Below are 16,360 nucleotides of genomic sequence, written 5' to 3' on the forward strand. Positions count from 1 at the left end.
CAGAGGATGTGCTCCTGAAGAGCCGGATGAGGGAAAACTTCACGTCCGGTTCTGTGAGGGGGCTCATAGTCACCTCGGAGCCAGTACTCCAACAAGAGGTAGGCTATGAGCTCTACTCGACATACTAAAGCATTTGCTCCTATAAAAAGGGCTACTTTGGATGGATCCATCCGCTGTAGCAAATGGGCCCGATGCGATTCGAACGCATGACCTTCGCCTCGTAAAGGCGACGTCATAACCAGCTAGACCACGGGCCCGCTCCGTTACGCTACGTGTGCTCCACACTCGGCTTCCTGCAGCCGATAGCACAAACAAAGATGTCGAAACGTGGTTTATGCTTTACTTTACCTGGCTATAATGATATACACATACTGGTACTGCACATCAGCATAAAAAGGTGAACAGGAAGAGAGGGTAAAAATGCGCGGTGGATTTCGTAAGGGTGTGGGCGGCTTGAATCCGAAGCTCTTAAACCAGCAGATGAAGCAGCTGGGGATCAGCCTCGAAGAGCTGACCGACGTCGAGCAGGTGGTCATTCGAACCGCGGACTATGAGCTCATCTTTGAGGATGCCGCGGTCACCGTGATGGACACGCAGGGCGCGAAGATGTATCAGATCACCGGCACGCCGATCAAACGTCCGCGAGCAGAGGCGGAGGCCGTGCCCGAACTGAGCATCTCCGCGGAGGACGTGGCAATCGTTATGGATAAGGCCGGGTGCAGCGAGGAGGAAGCGCGCGCAGCATTGACAGAGACGAACGGCGATCTAGCAGAGGCGATTTTCCGGCTCGCTGAGGGATGACGACCACCACTTCGGGTATTCAGCCGAAACGGATCGGAATAACGTCTAAAGCGCGATCTGAAGATCTTGTGGTGGTACGGCGCCTCGTGGCCGCGCTCGAAGAGCAGGTCGCGGTCGTTCTTGACGAGACGACAGCGGCAAAGCTACAGCGGGAGGGAACGCGCGTAGGTGATATGGCGGTTGATCTTCTCGTCTGTGTCGGTGGCGACGGGACGATTCTCCGGGCTCTGCATGCGGTGAAGAGCACTACACCGGTGCTCGGTATCAATACGGGTGCCATCGGGTTCTTGGCTGAGGTGCAGCCTGAAGCCAGTGTTGCGACGCTCACGAGCTTGCTGCAGGGGTTTGATGTCGGGCCCAGGGAGCGGCTTGCCGTTCGCGTCAATGGCAAAGCGGAAACGATGCCCTACGCAATGAATGAAGTGGTCGCCATTACCTCACGACCCGGTAAGTTGCTCCATTTCGCTATCTTCGTCGATGACGATGAGCTGGAGTGGCTGCGCGCGGACGGCGTGATCTTCGCAACGCCCACCGGAAGTACTGCGTATGCCATGAGTGCCGGTGGCCCGATCGTCGATCCCGCGGTGAATGCGACGATTATCGTGCCCATCGCGCCCTTTAAGCTCTCTGCTCGACCCACCGTCGTCGCCATCGAGAGTGAGATCGGTTTCCAACTGCTGGAGGAGAAGCCGGCTGAGATCGTCATCGATGGGCAGTATTACCGCGCGATCCGAAAAGAGGAGCGCATAACCGTTACGAGAGGCGAACCTGCCTTTTTCGTTACCCTGGGGGATAAGCACTTCCTGAAACTCCGTTATAAATTACGGGTCGAGGACGAGAGAGATAATAGAATAAGAAGATTGATATAGATTGAGGGTGAATGTGTGTAGAGAAGAGGGGAACCGAAAATGGTAAAGATATCGGTACTGAAGTTGAGCAATAAGCGGGTGGTGGACTCAGACGGCAGTGAAATGGGCATACTCCACAACATCGTGGCTGAAGCGAACACCGGGTCGCTGCGCGAGCTCGTGGTTAGACCTTCGGATGAGCTGGACGCGAGCAAGTTCAAGCAGGAGGACGGTTACGTCTTCATCCCGTTTGATGCGGTGAGCGCGGTTAAGGACGTCATCGTGGTGGACACGCAGAGGATTCGTGTACGGGCGTGACGGGATTCGAACCCGTGATCTGCAGCTTAGGAGGCTGCTGCCATATCCTTGCTAGGCCACACGCCCCGTGGCCATGAACGACCGAATGTAAAGAGGGGGTTATTTAAGAAAAGGCTTCCTCTTTTCCAATTGTTTCGTGAGTTTTCGGCACGTCTTTCACCATGGCGACACTGCAAAAGAGCGTGGAAACGGCAGCGAGGATCATCGCCCAGCACGACTTTGCACGCGTTATCTCGCACTACGACGCCGACGGCATTACGGCCGCGGGTATCCTGTGTATCGCGCTGTTGCGGCAGAACATTCAGTTTCACGTAACGATCGTAAATAAACTGGAAGAGTCGTTCGTTCAGGGTCTGGATGATGATCTGATACTGATCTGTGATATGGGCACGGCGCAGTCCGATGTGCTCGCCGAACATCTGAACGAGCGGGCAGTGGTCATTATTGATCATCACGCACCCCCGGCGTCCGTTCCTGTACTGAGCACCCCGTCTTCGGTCATCATCAATCCCTGCAGCCTCAACGCTGCCGATGCACGGGACCTGGTCAACGAACGCGGGAGCACCATATGCGCTGCAGGGCTCTCGTATCTCGTGGCACGGCGTCTCTCCGGAGAGAAGCGGGGTAATATCGACCTTGCGGGGCTTGCGATTGCCGGCACCATGGGCGACAAGCTCGATCTCAACTCGGGGGTGAACAAATTAATCGTGGATGAGGCGCTTCGGGAAGGTGTCATCTCGATCAAAAGGGGGCTGAAGTTCGGCGACGGGCAACTCCAGGAGCTGATTAACTCGTCCACCGATCCCTATACGCCCCTGACTGGCAAGCCGGCATGGGTTTCTGCAGTATTGAATCAGGTAAAGATCGAGGGCACTCGTGAGGTGACCGATCTGACGGAAGACGAGGAAGCGATGCTGACTGCCGCGCTCCTGGCGCTCGTGCGGGAATCGCAGCACGCAGGGATCAGCGAAGACGATCTGGTTGGACCGACATATCGTCTGCATTGCGAGGTGATCCCGAATAGCTATGATTTGATGCGGGTGATTGACGCCTGCGGGCGCCTGGGTAAATCCGGGCTCGGGCTCGGGCTCTGCCTGCGGGTGGCGCGGCTGAGAGAAGAAGCGACCATGCTCTACGCAACTATCCAGGCAAAACTCGTCTCTGAGTTGAATCGTTTGGAAGCCGGCGAGGGCGCGGTAAAAGGTCTCACCAATCTCTACTACTTCTATGTGCAGGAAGGTGGCGTTACCGGTACACTGGCGGGCATTGTGGCCGATTATCTCTACACCGATAAGCCGGTGATCGGGTTCAATAAAAAGGAACGGGTGGAGAACGGCAAGCAGGTCGAGACAAAGATCTCCGGACGCTGTAACAAAAAGCTCATCGCAGGCGCAACGAGTATCAACCTCGCTACCGCGATGGAACGCGCAGCAAAAGAAGTCGGCGGCTTCGGTGGCGGGCACCCGGTGGCTGCGGGCGCGTCCATTCCCGATGGCGCAGAAGAGAAATTCAGTGCAATTCTCGATGCCCTCATCGGCGAGCAGAAGAAGTGAGCAGCAACTAACTGCGCGTACCCAGCCGAATCACGAAAGGAACGCACGGCGAAAAAGAAAAGGTTATCTTTAATGATGGCCGAGAAAGAAGTGCCTATGGGAGTTGCGGTCATTGGTGGCGGCATTTCCGGTATTGCAGCGGCGCTCGATCTCGCTCATGCCGGGTTCAGGGTATATCTCATCGAGCAGCGTCAAACGCTCGGCGGGAAGGTTGCTGAACTCGCCGAATGCAAAATAGGGTTAGCGCCGTGGCTCGCTGAGGTTGAGAACCAGCCAAACATAGAACTCTTACTGGGAGATACCGTAGAAGCCCTCTCGGGCACGGCGGGCGATTTCCGCTTGACCGTCTCAGGCCGTGTACTTGCGGTCGGGAGTATCATCCTGGCGGCGGGCTATGAGATCTTCGAGAACGTTTCCCCAAGTTATCATCTTGACCATCCAGATGTCGTTACCACGCTCGATTTTGAACGAATGCTGCGGGTCGCAACGAAGAACGGTGAGCTGACTCGGCCCTCAAATGGCAGGCCTGTTCGTAAAATCGGCTTCATCCAGTGCGTGGGCTCGCGCTGCACGGAGAATGAGCTCTGCTCCACCGTGTGCTGTGCTTGTACCGCGCGTGATGCGAAGATTGTCAGGCAGCGATTCCCCCGGGTTGAGGTCGCGCTTTTTTACATTGATCTGCGGGTCTTTGGCCGGGATGAGCAGCTGGTGGATGAACTCAAGAGCGACCCCGGCGTGCGCTACATTAAGTCGCGCGTGCCTGAAGTCATTCCGTGCGGTAGCCCTGTTCACGAGGATATATCGAGCGGCGAGCCATTGCTCCTCAAGTATGAGAACTTTGCAGCGGGGACGATCGAGCAGCAGGTATTCGATCTGGTGGTGATTGCTGTTGGCCTGCTGCCTTCGAAGACGCTGAACGAGCTTACCGAGATCCTCGGGGTCTCACAAGATCCATTCGGCTACCCGGCAACGAGTGCCACAAATCCCGTGGAGACGAGTGTGCCCGGGATTTTTGTCTGTGGCTGTGCTAATGGCCCAATGAAAGTACATGACAGCATCGCGCAGGGCAGTGCAGCGGCGGTGAAGGCCGCGCGGTTCGTGAAGCGCAGTGAGCATCAGTACGCTGAAACGCCAGAAGAGCGAGCAACGGTGGGCGAAGCGCCGCGAATCGGTGTCTTTATCTGCGGCTGTGCGGGCGAGATCAGCAACAACGTCGATATCGCCGCGCTCGCAGACCGCGTGCGGAGTCACAAGAGCGTGGTGCACGTTGACACTGAGTTGACAACATGTGAAACGGCAAAGGAGAAGATAACGCGCGGCATACGTGAACATCAGCTGAACAGGGTCGTCTTTGCGGGATGCAGTCCCCGAAGTAGTGAATCGTTCCTGAGTGCCGCGTGTGCGAACGCGGGATTACCACCGTACTCGCTGGGAATTGCGAACATACGGGAGCAGTGTGCCTGGGTACATACCCGCGAGGAAGCGACCGAGGTAGCGGGCGAGCTCGTCACGATGGCTATCGAGCGGGTGCGGCATCAGCCCGAAGAGGCGAGAGAACGGTACCCGGTGATCCCGCATGCGCTCGTTATCGGTGGCGGCGTGTCCGGCATGACCGCAGCGCTGGATATTGCGACTGCGGGATACGAGGTAACGCTGATCGAAAAGGCATCTGAACTGGGCGGCGCCCTGAACACGGTTGATGCGTTTCCAACAGGTGAACGGGCATCTGATATTTTTGCCCGGCTCAAAGAGGATGTGACCAGGAACGAGCGGGTAACTGTTTATACGAACGCTGAATTGACCGATTGGTCGGGGCGGCCGGGCGCATTCACGGTGAGGATACGTACCGCAGACCGTGAAGAGGAAATCGAGTGTGGTGCAGTCGTTGTTGCCATAGGGGCACAATTAGTGAGTCCTCGCGGGTGGTTTGGCTACGGAGCAGCTAAAAACGTGGTCACGCAACCCGAGTTTGCTGCATTGCTTGCCGCTGATACAGCGGACGCTGGCACGATCGTTATGATGCTGGATGCGGTGCAGAACGAAGGCGTCTACCCGAAATACAGCAGTATCGAGCTGGTAACCAATGCAGTACGGGCGAAGGACCGTAATCCCGACGCGCAGATCTTCGTGCTCTATCAGGAGATGAAGACGTACGGAATAGGGGAATTGAAGTACAAGGAGGCGCGCGAAAAAGGGGTGATCTTCGTCCGGTACACACGGAACCGCCCGCCAGAGTTGAACGCCGGAATTATCTCGGTCTTTGACATGGTTCTGGGAGATGAACTCCTGATAAAGCCTGACTTGATCGTGCTCAGCACGCCGATGGTGCCCTCAACAGGGCATGAGCGCCTGCATGAACTGCTCGGCATTCCCGTGAACGGGCACGGCTTCTTCATCGAAGCACGAGAACGGCCACGGATGAATTTCACGCCGGTTGACACGCCAACCCGGGGCGTCTTCGTCTGCGGCTCTGCGCTGTTTCCCACCTCGCTGGAGGAGTGCGTGGTGCAGGCGGATGCAGCGGCCTCACGAGCATGTAGCATGATCCTCGCACACGAGTACCTCACCCTTGATCCCGTGATTGTGCGTGTGGATGAGACGCTGTGCCGCGGCTGCGGACTCTGTGCGCAGGTCTGTGAGTACCATGCGATCAGACTGCAGGAATCAGACGGGTTCCCCATCGCGAGCGTTAGAGAAGCTATCTGCCAGGGTTGCGGTGCCTGTGCCGTTGCCTGCCCTACCCGAGCTATCAGATATCGCACGTCCACGTTAGAACAGCTCACTGCCATGATCGAGGCAATCGCCTAGGAGGAGCTTATACCATCATGAGTGAAGAGGACTTTGAGCCGCGTATTGTTGTATTTTGCTGTACCGGATGCGCGTATGCGAGCGCGGACCTGTCGGGAGCCACGAGACTCCAGTACCCACCGGGAGTACGAATCGTGCGCGTGCTCTGTGCTGGTCGCGTAGACCCGTACTTCGTGCTCCGTGCATTCGAACGCGGGTTTGATGGGGTTCTGATCGCGGCCTGTCATCCGGGTGACTGCCGTTACCACTCGGGGAACGAAAAGGCAGCGCAGCGCGTCCAGATGCTCAAAGAACTGCTGGGAGCCATCGGGATCGACGCGAAACGTTTGCGCCTTGACTATTTCGCATCAGTCGAGGGCGGGAAGTTCGCGCACCGTATTACAAAGTTCGTAAACGAGGTGCGGAACCTGGGCAGGAACGAGGTACGGGTAGAACGGCCCAAAGACGCGCCCGAGGAATTAGAGAGCATCATCGCTGATACCGCGGTATATTACTGTGCAGAATGTGGCAAATGTACCTCCATCTGTCCCGTTTCAGAAGCAAAGCCCTTCTCGCCCCGGGTTACGGTCGGCCAGGCCCTCTTCGGGTTCACAAACGACGTGGAGCAGGTAGCCTTCGATTGCCTCACCTGCGGGCGCTGTGGGGATATCTGTCCCGCGGTGGTTGATTTTCCTGAATTCATACGGCGCGTGCGCCGGCGGCTGCTCTTTGAGAGCTACGAGCCGAACCCGAGTCATGGCAACCTCTTCGTCTCATCGGCACGTATCATGTCGCAGACCGAGGTGGATGGCGGGATGAGACGCGCTCTGTTTAAAGAGCTCAAAACAAAGGCGCGGGGTGAGCTGGTATACTTCACCGGCTGCGCACCGCTCTATCAATTCCTCTTTAAGGATATTGGATGCGCGGTGGATCTACCCTTTGAGCGCATTGGCGCGGAGATCGCGAGTATCCCGCGTGATGCGGTCTTCTTGATGAACCGTGCTGGCGTAACGCCCGCAATTGCAGAGCGCGAGAAGTGCTGCGGGCACGACCTCTACTGGATCGGTGATGACGAAACCTTCCGGGCACTTGCCCGATACAACGCCACACTGCTCAGAGAGACGGGCGCGAAGCGCGTGGTCTGCTCATGCCCCGAGGGCTACTGGATACTGAAGCAGAAATATCCAGAATTTGTGGAGTTCGACTTCGAAGTCCTGCACATCTCCGAGCTCTTACAAGAGCTGGTGGAGCGTAGTGACCTGCAACTCGGCTCAGCGCCGGCGGACCGTGAGCGAATAAGTGTCACGTACCAGGATCCCTGCAGGTTGGGTAAATTGCTCGGGGTCTACGATGCGCCTAGATTCTTGCTGCAGGAGGCGGGATTTACCCTATCCGAGATGGCGCATGCACGGGAGATCGCGAACTGCTGTGGTGGTCCGAACGCGTGGGTGGGTTGCGGTAGTGCGCATCGGCGGATGCAGCTGACCCGGTTGGAGGAGGCAACTGCAACCGGTAGCGAGCTACTCGTGACTGCATGCCCGAAATGTCAGGCGCACTTGCGATGTGCGCAGCTGGGTGACCTCCCGCCAGGCCGATCTGTGAAGATCGAGATAAAAGATTTAGTAACCGTGCTCGCCGATGCGGTCAGAGAGGTGCACTGAGATGGGACGCGTGCTGGTAATCGGAGGTGGTATCGCGGGAATACAGGCAGCGCTGGACCTCGGCGATCGCGGACACGAAGTCTATCTGGTGGAGAAGAAGCCATCCATCGGAGGCCGGATGGCGCAACTGGATAAGACCTTCCCCACGAACGACTGCTCCATCTGCATCCTCGCTCCCAAGATGCTCGAATGCTTCGGACATCCGAACGTAACGGTCATAACGAACGCGGAAGTAATGGGCCTGGAGGGCGCGGCGGGGAACTTTACCGCACGTATCGTGAAGAAGCCGCGGTTCGTGGACGAGCACAAATGCACCGGCTGTGGGCGCTGTGTACTGGCCTGTCGGCTCAAAGCGCGGTATCCGGACGAATTCAATATGAATCTGGGCAAACGACCAGCTATATCGCTCTATTTCATCCAGGCAGTGCCCCGCGTCGCGATCATTGACGACGAGCACTGTCTCATGCTCACGAAGGGTAAATGCGGTAAATCCCCGCCCTGCGTCGAGGCCTGCGGGCCGGATGCGATCGATTTCGAGCAGCAGCCGGAAGAGCTTGAGCTCGACGTGGATGCGATCATCGTGGCCACGGGCTATGATTTCGCCGAGCCCACACAGTTCAAAGAGTACGGTTACAGCGTCTATCCGAATGTGCTCACGGCACTGGAATTTGAGCGGCTGATCTGCGCGGGCGGCCCGACGGAAGGGCACCTGCTACGGCCGTCTGACGGTAACGTGCCGCGGACGGTCGTCTTCATCCAATGTGTCGGGCTGCGCGATCGGAGCAATTACCCGTATTGCTGCAGTGTCTGCTGTTTAAATGCTACCAAGGGCGCGATACTCACCCGAGAGCATTACCCGGACACGAAGACCTACATTCTGTACTCTGAATTGCGGGCCGTAGGTAAGCGATCGCAGGAGTACTTAGACCGTGGAGAATCGGAATACGAGATCACGTACGTACGGGGCCGTCCGGGCGAGATTATCGAGGATAAAGAGACGAAGAACCTGATCATCAAATATGAAGACATGGCTACCGGGAAACTGGAGCGCATAGAGGCCGAGCTGGTCGTGCTGAACACGGCGCCAATACCGAGTAAGAGCGCAAAAGAGCTCGCGGCTGTGCTCGGTATACCGGTTGACGAGTACGGGTTCTTCACGCCCATAGATCGGCTCGGCGCGCCGATTGAGACGAACAAGGCGGGGATATTTCTCATTGGCTACGCACAGGGCCCGAAGGACATCCCGGAGAGCGTGGCCCAGGCGAGTGCTGCTGCAGCTGCGGCCTCTGAGATTATAGCACGAACGGGGAGGGATCACATTGACGGAGCGTGACGAGGAGATTCGGATCGGGGTATTCATATGCCATTGCGGCACGAACATCGGTGGTGTGGTGGATGTGCCGGCGGTAACAGAATACGCGAAGACGTTACCACACGTCATGCATGCCGAGCGGAATCTTTACACCTGCTCATCGGACGGCGTGGACTCGATTAAGCAGGCGATCGTGGAGAAAGGACTGAACCGCGTCGTCGTTGCTGCCTGCACGCCGCGAACGCACGAGTCGCTCTTCCGGACAGCGTGTGAAGCTGCGGGGCTCAACAAGTACCTCTTTGAGTTCGCGAACATCCGCGACCAGTGCTCCTGGATCCACATGCACGAGCCTGGGAAGGCAACGGAGAAAGCGAAGGACCTCGTGCGCATGGCGGTGGCAAAAGTAGCCTTGCAGGAGCCGCAGGAGGAGGAGCAGGTGAGAGTTGAGCCGAAATCGCTCGTGATCGGCGGTGGGATCAGTGGCATGACCGCGGCATTGAATCTCGCGCGGCAGGGCTTCGAAGTGCACCTCGTGGAGCGTGAGCCGGAGCTGGGTGGATTGCTCAGAAGACTGTATAAGCTCTATCCCACCTTCGCCGATGCGAGCGAGTTCCTGCGTGCCGTCGTCAGTGACGTGCACGCGGAGAAGAAGATAACGGTCTGGACCTCGGCCTCAGTGGACGAGGTGGAGGGCTATGTCGGTAATTTCACCGCCGCGATTTCCACGAACGGCGCAATACAGAAGCTCAACATAGGCACGATCATTGTGGCGATTGGTGCGGAAGAGCTCAAACCTGAAGGGCTCTTCAGGTACGACGGAAAGCGAGTGATCACGCAGTTGGAATTGGAGGAACGGCTGCGATCGTGCGCCGAGATAGGCGATTTCAGCACGCTCGGCAACCGGATCGTGATGATCCAGTGCGTCGGCGCGCGCGGCCGGAAGGTCTCTTACTGCTCGAAGATCTGCTGCACCACCGCTTTGAAGAACGCGTTAGTGATAAAAGCGCATGTGCCCGCTGCTGAGATCTATATCCTGAACGAAGGGATCAACGTCTACGGCGACTATGAGCACCTGCTCACCGAGACGCGTGAGCAGGGTGTACGATTCGTGCGGTTTGTGCCCGGGAGCGAGCCGATCGTTGAGGGGACGAGCGTCAAGGTCTATCATGCGAATATCCGCAAAGAGCTCGACCTGAAGGCCGATCTGGTAGTGCTCTCTACACCGCTGGTCAGCGCGTCCGAGACCGAGCGAATCTCGAAGATGTTGAAGGTGGCGCGGGGGCCAGACGGGTTTTTCTTCGAGGCGCATGTGAAGCTCAGACCGCTGGATTTCGCCACCGATGGCATTTATGTCTGCGGCACTGCTCACGGCCCCCGCGATGTCCCGGAGAGCATAGCGCAGGCGCTGGGCGCGTCATCGCGAGCCTCGATCCCCATGGCGCGTGGATACGTGGTGCCTGAGGCGATCACGCCCGTTATTGACCAGAATGCCTGCGTGAAGTGCGGGATCTGCGTCGATAAATGTCCCTACGGCGCGTTACGGCTGAATGAGCATCTGGAAGTGATCGAGGCGCTCTGCAAGGGGTGCGGCACCTGCGTTGCCGCGTGCCCGACCGGTGCATTGGACCAGCGTCACTTCAGGAATATCGAAGTCGCGGCACAGATAAAGAATTTCTTCACACTCCTGCAGCGCGAGCAGGGATAAATAAACCTAGAGGTCCGCTTTCACCACCGGCAGCGTGAAACAGACCGTGCACCCCTTACCCGATTCAGATTCGATCCAGATGCGACCGCGGTGCATCTCAACGATCCGGCGTACGATCGCCAACCCGGCGCCCGTGCCTTCGCTCCGCCGGTCCACCTGGTAAAAGATCTCAAAGACCTTCTCCTGATCGCTCTGAGCGATCCCGATCCCGTTGTCTTTCACAAAGAAAACCGTCTCATCACGGTCCATACGATGTCCAAACTCAATTTTGGGATCCGGGCGATCGCCCCGATATTTGATACTATTGCTAATAAGATTTACCAGGAGTTCTACGATCCCTAAACGATCCACATTGACGGTCGGGAATTGATCAGCGACAACGAGTTCAACGCCGCTCGCCTGTAGCTCACCGGCGGTTTGCGACAGGGCGTCCTGGAGGAGTGTGCCAAACGGCATGTCCTCAGGCGGGTTCGCCATTCGTCCAATACGCGAGAGCTTCAGCGTCGCGCTCAAGAGCTCGTCCATCCTGGTCGCTGCGGTCGATATGTACCGTAAATCGCTCATCACCCGCTTGTGGTTGCCCAGCTCTAAATCCTTCCGGAGCATGTCCGTGAAGCCTGCAATGGTTACGAGCGGTGAGCGTAAATCGTGGGAGACGGTATAGGTGAACCGCTCCAGCTCCCGGTTCTTGGCCGAGAGCTCCTTGAGGATCTTGGCACGTTCAGCATCCACTCGCTTCTGGGCGGTGCTGTCCTCATACAAAACGAGCTGCTCGCCCGTCGAGAGCGTAACTGAGCGGAAACAGATCACCTTCCTGGTGCCGTCCTTGCAGGTAACCGTGAACGACCGAGGCCTGAATTCCCCGGGCTTTGACGCTTTCAGATCTGCGAGCCATGCTGAGCGAGCTGCTTCGCGAACTGACTCATCCGGGAAGGCTTTAGTGAACCATTCACGCCCGGTGAGGACGTCTTCCAGCGTATATCCAAAGAGCTTGGTGAACATGGCATTCACGCAGCGATACCGACCATCAGGGGATATAATAGCAATACCAAAGGGCGATTCCTCTGTCAGCAGACGGTAGAGCTCTTCGCTCTTGCGGAGTGTATCCTCTGCCTGCTTACGCGCCGTCTGATCTATTAAAACACCGCGCAGGCCTACCGGCTTATTCTCGCGGAGAATAGGGCTCGAATGGATGGAGATGGGAAACGTGGACCCGTCTTTCCGCAAGGCTGTGTACTCAATACCGCCGAGCGACTCGCCCTGAAGTACCCGCTGTATATTCCGCGCGGCTCGGTCCCGATCCGCAGGGGCGATCATGTGTAGCGCGTTCAACCCGCGGGCAAACTCCTCTTCAGTATACCCAAAAACGTCAAAGGCGTTTCGATTCACAAAGGTGAGGTTACTGCGCTCATCGAGTTCAAAGACCACCTGGGGCAAGGAATCAGCAAGCTCCTTATATCTCGACTCGCTCTCGCGCAGCGCATCCAGCGCCCAATTTCTCGACACTACTTCCTCGATCACGTAGATCAGGGTGCCATACATGCTCGCGATATCACTGCCTTTCTGGAGGTAGTGGGTGGCGCCTCTGTTCAATGCCTCAATCGCGACTTCTCCTCGACCCTTGCCCGTGAACACGATGAACGGTATGGTGCTGCTGCGCTCGCGCACTTGTTGCAGGAGCGTCAAGCCGTCCAGTCCGGGCATCTGGTAATCGGAGACGATGACGTCATAAGAACGCTCATCAAACCGCTTGAGCGCTTCCTCCACCGAGGCCGCGGTATCCACAACGAACTGCTTCTGCTCGCGTTTTAGAAAAGCTTTGGTCAGCGCAAGGAATTCGGGCTCATCATCGACATGCAGGATCGTTATCTCCCGTTGCGCCTCTGGCTGTGGCATTCTATAACCGCTCCCGTTTGCCGCTGTGCCGGGTTAATCCGGTATGTCTATACTATGTATATGCTGGAGCACTTATAGTGTACGGGAGGGTGTTGCGAAATGATCATCGCAGAACTCACGGTTGTTCCCCTCGGTACACAAACACCGAGTGTGAGCAGGTACGTGACGAAAGCGGTTTCGGCGCTAAGGAAACTGGGCCTGGAGCCGCAGGTGACGGCGATGGGCACGATTATCGAGGCTGCCGAGCTGCCCGTGATTCTGGAGGCGGTCAGGACGGTGCATGAGTCGGTCTTCGAGCAGGGCGCGTTACGGGTCGTGACCACGCTGAAAATAGACGAGCGGCGGGACAAAGCGGGAAGCATCGAGCAGAAACTAAAAGCGGTACGGAGCGGTTATAACGGATCATAGATCCTAACTAGCGCTTTGCTCTCCTGCTGCTGCTGTTGTTTGTAGAGTATATCCTCTCAGTATCTCCATAATGCAGTCCTTTTCTCGCCCTGATTCTAAATAGCCAGCCCGGTTTAATCACGGGTATCTCGCTGGTGAAATACCCACACTGTTGCTCCAAAAACCAGGATTGCACCATCATTACCTCACCAGCCAATCCAGCCGGGCAAATTATGTATCCTCTTCAGGACCTTCACCTTTGGGATGGGAAACATGAATTAAATTTACGCTTTTGAATGAATCGCTTTTATCCTCGTCTTCCCGGGCGGCAAATACCGCTGCACTTTCTCTAACGTTACCTGGTGCTCGATTCCCTCTTCTCCTTCCGCTTTCTCTTTTTGCCGCTCGAGAAATATCGTGACTATTTGTTTAGCCAGCTCGCTCTTCTCCAGCTCGCCTTCCGGTGCGAGCTCCACGTACAGCTCCATCTGCCGTTGCTGCTGCTCTGTTGCTGGCACGATCACCAGTTTACCCTCCTTTATACCGATGCAGAGCCCTAAGGGCGCCTTGAAGTAACGTCGCTTGCCGCGCACCACGAAGCTCCCTTTTTTGATGTATTCGCCCGATGGCGGTGTCTTGCTCACCTGCTCGCCGGGCACGCAGTAGCACTCGCCCTCGTAGAACCCGTACTTCCACAGGCTTGAATACGAGGTGGCGAACTGCGCGATCTCCCTCAGCCCCGCCTCTGTAATCGTTTTACCGCCCGTCTTCGCGATCACGACCGGCGCGCCCTCGGCCTGTGTATGGCAGAACAAGTCGTTGTGCTCCATATGCCGCTTCACCACAAGCTCGTTCGTGGTCGCATCTCTGCCGCCGATGACGAGGAAGCCGTCTGAGGTCTCGAACCACCTGAACTTCTCGTACCACTCCTCATGCATCGGTCTGGCCGCTTTCTTCTCCGGGATGAACACTTCTGCTCGTGCAACCTCTCTCGCCTTCTCAGTCTCTATCCGCTCCTTCGTCTCCTCGATCGCGCGTTCTACACCCCCGCGCTTCTTTCTGAACGTCTTTGCGTGTTCGTAATACGCACCGGCATTCTGATGCAATGAGAGTGAAGTGTCAAGCTCAAGCGGGAGATCGCTGTCCGGCAGGGTTACGGTAACCGTCTTTCGTCCCTTGGGCAGTTCGCGAAGCAGCGCTTCAAGCTCGGTATACCGCGTGTATATCAGCTCACCCTTCTGTATGCAGGCCGCTTCCTTGCGCTCGAAATTCTGAAGCGCGGCGAGCTGCTCGGCCAGCACGTGCTCGTGCTTGCTGATCCCTTTCTCCTGCTCGACCTTCACCTGCTCCTCGACCGCTTCGGCGAGTTGCTGGGTGAAGAACTCGTCTGCCGCCCCATTGAATGAGTCAAAGAATTGCTTCTCCCGCTCGCTGTACGCGCTCAACTCGAACGGGAGCACATCCAGCTTATCCTGAGCAGCTTCGAGCACGATATGTGGTCTCAAGAGGGTTTTGTCGCGGGTGAGCAGCGGCTTGAAGAGCGTCTGCAGTGCCGCGGCAATCGCTGAAATATCAAGCTCAGTGAGCTCGTTCGCCGCCCTGGTCTTCTCGATGCTTGCGAGCGTGCAGAGCTCTTCAGCGTATAAGCCGCCCAGGCTCAGCTCTGCAGCCAGCACTCGTACCACGTCCCTATCCTGGTGCTCGCAGAGCGCTTTCAGCTCCTGCTCGGTCACGGTCAACGGATTCACGCGCGACGGTGGGCGCTCGTATTTCGTGCGTACCTTGATCTCCCGCGTGGCGAAGCTCTTTCGCCGCAACGGCAGCATAATCGTCTCTTCCTCGTCAACGAGCACGAGATTACCCCGGGGCAGCAATTCCGCCAGTAGTGTCGTCTTTTTATCCCAGCGCTCGATCGTTAACGCCACGATCCGGTCGAACTCGAGCTGCTGGATTGCTGCAAGCCGCCCGCCGCCGAGATGCTTGCGAATGTACATGGCGAAGCTCGAGGGCAATCGCGGCGCGGGTCGCTTGTATCTGGTGAGATGGATTCGTTTTCCCGCTTCGATGATCAAATCGAGCGAGCCCTGGTCTTTCTGGTGCAGTTTCAGCCGTATCTCGTCCTTACCGTGCTGATAGGCCTTCACGAGGCGCGCGCCCACCAGCTCCTGGAGCTCGATCACCACGGCTGCAACGTCCACACTGCTCATGGACTCCTTCATGCCACTTGTAAGTGGATCGCGACGAAGAAAAAGGAACGACACGGTAGCTAATCTGTTCGCACGGCTTTTGCAAGGGAGCATACCCGCTCGTCCCGATCCCGAATCCAACGCAACGCCGAGGACGATATGCTATAACGATGTTCGAGGCGGTATATAGATACGGTATATCCCCCTGCGGCGATGTGGCAGCTAATAACTTGCTACCGCTCAGGCTGGCGGGCTCTCAGTATGATGAGGAGCCAAACAGCCGCGACAGAAGGTAAATCACAACCAGAATAAGGATCAAGATGCCGAGCGCGATGATAATGTACGGCAGTAATTTGATAAGCAGCCAGATGATGGCCAGGATAATGAGTATGACCACCAGGACGGTCACCAATGCTGGTAGCCCGCTTAGAGACCTGTTGTGCGGCCGCATTCAGCGATCACCTCTACCATTTCATATGCCACCTTTACCAACCGGAGCCAGGTATTTGCCACTGCTCGCAACCTCGTCGGGTCGTCCTCTGACAGGGACATGTGTAACGTCCGACCCTGGAGCGCGAGCGTCACTGCTGACCGTCTCGCTGCATCCCCGGTATCCTGCTCTGCCTTGATCGACTGGTAGATCGTCTGCACGGTTTCCGCATCGGCCTCGAACTCGAATGCCGCACTGATCTGCATGTAGCGGGACCTCAGGAGTCGTCGTGGACAGCACTACTTGCGGGCGCTAGCTCTGTAACCTCAATTCAGATCGCTTTTAACTTCTTCACGACGACGGTGGGGCGTTCTTTCTCCAACGCGCGATAGCCGCAGTAAGGGCAGCGGACGCCCTGGTAGTTCTCCTCATGAATCTCTACCTCGCGCTTGCAGCGCAAGCAGTAGTAGCCCATG

Annotated in this window: 13 protein-coding genes and 2 tRNA genes; 9 read left to right on the forward strand and 6 right to left on the reverse strand. The window is 57.1% G+C overall.

The annotated features are described in order from the left end of the window. Positions 1-183 precede the first annotated feature (183 nt). Positions 184-257, reverse strand: a tRNA-Val gene (locus ENN68_05880). Positions 258-420: 163 nt separating this feature from the next. Here ENN68_05880 and ENN68_05885 point away from each other — a divergent pair. The 3 genes from ENN68_05885 to ENN68_05895 are packed head-to-tail and all read left to right on the forward strand — an operon-like array spanning position 421 to position 1,967. Next, positions 421-801 carry a nascent polypeptide-associated complex protein gene (locus ENN68_05885; GenBank protein ID HDS45606.1) on the forward strand — a complete coding sequence of 127 codons (381 nt, stop codon included), beginning with the start codon at positions 421-423 and terminating at the stop codon, positions 799-801. Positions 802-818: 17 nt separating this feature from the next. Next, positions 819-1,670 carry an NAD(+) kinase gene (locus ENN68_05890; GenBank protein ID HDS45607.1) on the forward strand — a complete coding sequence of 284 codons (852 nt, stop codon included), beginning with the start codon at positions 819-821 and terminating at the stop codon, positions 1,668-1,670. Positions 1,671-1,709: 39 nt separating this feature from the next. Beyond that, a complete protein-coding gene (locus ENN68_05895) occupies positions 1,710-1,967 on the forward strand; it encodes a PRC-barrel domain containing protein (GenBank protein ID HDS45608.1) in 258 nt (85 codons plus the stop codon). Here ENN68_05895 and ENN68_05900 read toward each other — a convergent pair. Next, a tRNA-Arg gene (locus ENN68_05900) sits at positions 1,959-2,033 on the reverse strand. The two genes, ENN68_05895 and ENN68_05900, sit on opposite strands and share 9 nt — an antisense overlap. A gap of 95 nt (positions 2,034-2,128) precedes the next feature. On the opposite strand from ENN68_05900, the gene ENN68_05905 reads away from it, so the two are divergent. The 5 genes from ENN68_05905 (at position 2,129) to ENN68_05925 (ending at position 10,985) form a co-directional block, all read left to right on the forward strand. Beyond that, a complete protein-coding gene (locus ENN68_05905) occupies positions 2,129-3,520 on the forward strand; it encodes a DHH family phosphoesterase (protein HDS45609.1) in 1,392 nt (463 codons plus the stop codon). A 72-nt stretch (positions 3,521-3,592) separates the two neighbouring features. Beyond that, positions 3,593-6,328 (forward strand): CoB--CoM heterodisulfide reductase iron-sulfur subunit A family protein, encoded by a 2,736-nt coding sequence (locus ENN68_05910; GenBank protein HDS45610.1) that lies wholly within the window; start codon positions 3,593-3,595, stop codon positions 6,326-6,328. A 17-nt stretch (positions 6,329-6,345) separates the two neighbouring features. Then, positions 6,346-7,968 (forward strand): hydrogenase iron-sulfur subunit, encoded by a 1,623-nt coding sequence (locus ENN68_05915; GenBank protein ID HDS45611.1) that lies wholly within the window; start codon positions 6,346-6,348, stop codon positions 7,966-7,968. Then, on the forward strand, positions 7,946-9,301 hold the full coding sequence (locus ENN68_05920) for a CoB--CoM heterodisulfide reductase iron-sulfur subunit A family protein (GenBank protein ID HDS45612.1): 1,356 nt from the start codon (positions 7,946-7,948) through the stop codon (positions 9,299-9,301). The genes ENN68_05915 and ENN68_05920 overlap by 23 nt, the downstream gene beginning before the upstream one ends. Further along, positions 9,288-10,985, forward strand: a complete 1,698-nt coding sequence (locus ENN68_05925) for a CoB--CoM heterodisulfide reductase iron-sulfur subunit A family protein (protein ID HDS45613.1) — start codon at positions 9,288-9,290, stop codon at positions 10,983-10,985. Before ENN68_05920 ends, ENN68_05925 begins: the two co-directional genes overlap by 14 nt. A 6-nt stretch (positions 10,986-10,991) precedes the next feature. Here the strand turns inward: ENN68_05925 and ENN68_05930 are convergent, their stop codons facing one another. Then, entirely contained in the window at positions 10,992-12,881 is a 1,890-nt protein-coding gene (locus tag ENN68_05930; protein HDS45614.1) for a PAS domain S-box protein, read from the reverse strand. Positions 12,882-12,980: 99 nt separating this feature from the next. On the opposite strand from ENN68_05930, the gene ENN68_05935 reads away from it, so the two are divergent. Next, entirely contained in the window at positions 12,981-13,289 is a 309-nt protein-coding gene (locus tag ENN68_05935) for an MTH1187 family thiamine-binding protein (GenBank protein HDS45615.1), read from the forward strand. 263 nt (positions 13,290-13,552) lie between these two features. On the opposite strand, the gene ENN68_05940 is transcribed toward ENN68_05935, so the two are convergent. The 3 genes from ENN68_05940 to rpoP all read right to left on the reverse strand — a co-directional run bounded on the left by ENN68_05940 (position 13,553) and on the right by rpoP (position 16,359). Next, the gene (locus tag ENN68_05940; GenBank protein HDS45616.1) at positions 13,553-15,568 is read right to left on the reverse strand and encodes a fibronectin-binding domain-containing protein; all 2,016 of its coding nucleotides are present in this window, start codon (positions 15,566-15,568) and stop codon (positions 13,553-13,555) included. A gap of 312 nt (positions 15,569-15,880) precedes the next feature. Continuing rightward, entirely contained in the window at positions 15,881-16,150 is a 270-nt protein-coding gene (locus ENN68_05945; GenBank protein ID HDS45617.1) for a hypothetical protein, read from the reverse strand. 65 nt (positions 16,151-16,215) lie between these two features. Then, a complete protein-coding gene (gene rpoP / locus ENN68_05950) occupies positions 16,216-16,359 on the reverse strand; it encodes a DNA-directed RNA polymerase subunit P (protein ID HDS45618.1) in 144 nt (47 codons plus the stop codon). Between the last annotated feature and the right edge of the window lies 1 nt (position 16,360).

The organism is Methanomicrobia archaeon, from assembly GCA_011049045.1.
Taxonomy (GTDB): Archaea; Halobacteriota; Syntropharchaeia; order Alkanophagales; family Methanospirareceae; genus JACGMN01.